This window comes from Variovorax glucosi, from assembly GCF_051216695.1.
GTDB lineage: Bacteria > Pseudomonadota > Gammaproteobacteria > Burkholderiales > Burkholderiaceae_C > Variovorax.
In genome coordinates this window covers 1-1710 of record NZ_JBPJZE010000042.1, presented here as the reverse complement: position 1 = coordinate 1710, position 1710 = coordinate 1, and the positions used below count along the sequence as shown (strand labels likewise).

Sequence of the window (1710 nt, the reverse complement as noted above, 5' to 3'; positions counted from 1 at the left end):
CCGGCGGGCGCCAGCACGGGGTTCCATTCGAGCACTTCGTAGGCCGGCACACCGGCTTCTTCCATCGTCGGTATGGTGGGCAGTGCCCGAGTGCGCCGGCGCGTGGTCACGGCAAGCGGACGCAGCCGGCCAGACTGGATCTGCCCCAGAGACGATGCAACGTTGGCAAAGAAGAGCGGCACTTGCCCGCCCATCACGTCATTCATGGCCGGGCCGCCGCCCTTGTACGGGACATGCGTGAGGCTCACACCCGCACGGTCTTCGAAGAGCGCGCCCGCGAGGTGCTGGGCAGAGCCGTTGCCGGAGGATGCGTAGGCGATCTGCCCCGGCTTGGCCTTGGCCATCTGCACGAGATCCTTGACGCTCTTGGCTTCGAAGCTTGGCGTGCAGACCAGCACGTTCGGAAACAGCGCCAGGATGCCGAGCGGTGTGAAGGACTTGTCGTTGTCGTAGGGGAGCTTGGGGAAGAGCGCAGGGTTCACGGCGAACGAAGACGCGTCCACCAGCAGTTGCGTGCCGTCGGGGTTGGCACGGGCCACCTGCCCGGCGGCAATCTGTCCGCTGGCACCGGGCTTGTTGTCTACCAACACCGTCTGGCCCAGTGCGTCGGCGAGCCGCGGCGCAATGAGGCGTGCCATCAGGTCGGCACCGCCGCCGGCCGCATAGGACACGACCAGCGTGATCGTCTTTCCGCCTGCAATCTAACCCGCGGCGCGGGCCAAGGCCCATGGAGCCGCCGCAACGGCGGCTCCGGCGCGCAGCAACTGGCGCCGCGAGCGATCAACCGTGACCTGGCTGAAACTGGAAATCGATGCTTCTTTCATGGCGCTCTCGCAAAAGGTTAAAGGCAGGGGTGGTGCGTCGCACCGGTTCAGGTGATCGTGACGGTGTAGTGGAAGGCGTAGGCGTCGCCCCGCGTGTAGCGGGCCTCGATGCACCGGCCGCTGAAGTCGTACGCGCTGCGGGTCACCAGAGCGCAGGGGTGGCCCGCCGGCAAGTCCAATTGGCTCGCATGCAGGCGAGCGAGGGTGCCGAACGCGATTTCGTCGACGGCGCGGTGCACGGCAACGCCGCAGCGCTCGACGAACATGGGGTACAGCAAATCGCCCCACTGAACAGGGTCGTCATCGACCAGGCAGGTGAACAGATCGAGCGGGAGCCAGATTTCTTCGGCAACACATGGCTGCCCCGACAGGGAGCGCACGCGCAGCAGGCGCAATGCCGTGCTGCCGGACTCAAGCCGAAGGCGCCGCGCGACGTCCGAAGGCGCAACCAGCACCTTGCGCGAGACGATACGGGAGACAGGCACTTCACCCGTGCCTTCGCCAAAGCGGAAGAACCGCATCATGGTTCCGGCGTTGGTCATGCCGACTCGCACGAATGTGCCGCGGCCCTGAATGCGCTCGATCAATCCGTCGCTTGCAAGAAGCTCCAGCGCGTGACGCAAGGTGCCAAGGGCCACTCCGTGTTCGGAGGCCAGCGTCTGCTCCGCCGGCAGTGCAGCACCAGGTGGCCATTCGCCTGCCATGACTCGTGCCCGCAAGGCCGCCGCGAGCGCGGCATAACGGCTTTGCCCCGGCTCGGAAGGGACCACGGTCAACGACGGCATTTGGATTGATCTAGTCCTGTAGATGACTAAATGATAACAAGTCTCAGATGGGAAGAATCGTTTTGTAGCACTTGTAAGTTATTGAGCTCGATTTCTGCGAA

At 64.7% G+C, this 1710-nt stretch carries 1 protein-coding gene and 1 pseudogene; both read right to left on the bottom strand.

From position 1 onward, the window contains the following. Nucleotides 1–824, bottom strand: a pseudogene (locus ACSFA3_RS22625) (tripartite tricarboxylate transporter substrate binding protein); the annotation flags it as partial. Nucleotides 825–871: 47 nt separating this feature from the next. After that, complete coding sequence (locus ACSFA3_RS22620) at nt 872–1609, bottom strand: GntR family transcriptional regulator (RefSeq protein ID WP_435465641.1); 738 nt, start codon at nt 1607–1609, stop codon at nt 872–874. Between the last annotated feature and the right edge of the window lie 101 nt (nt 1610–1710).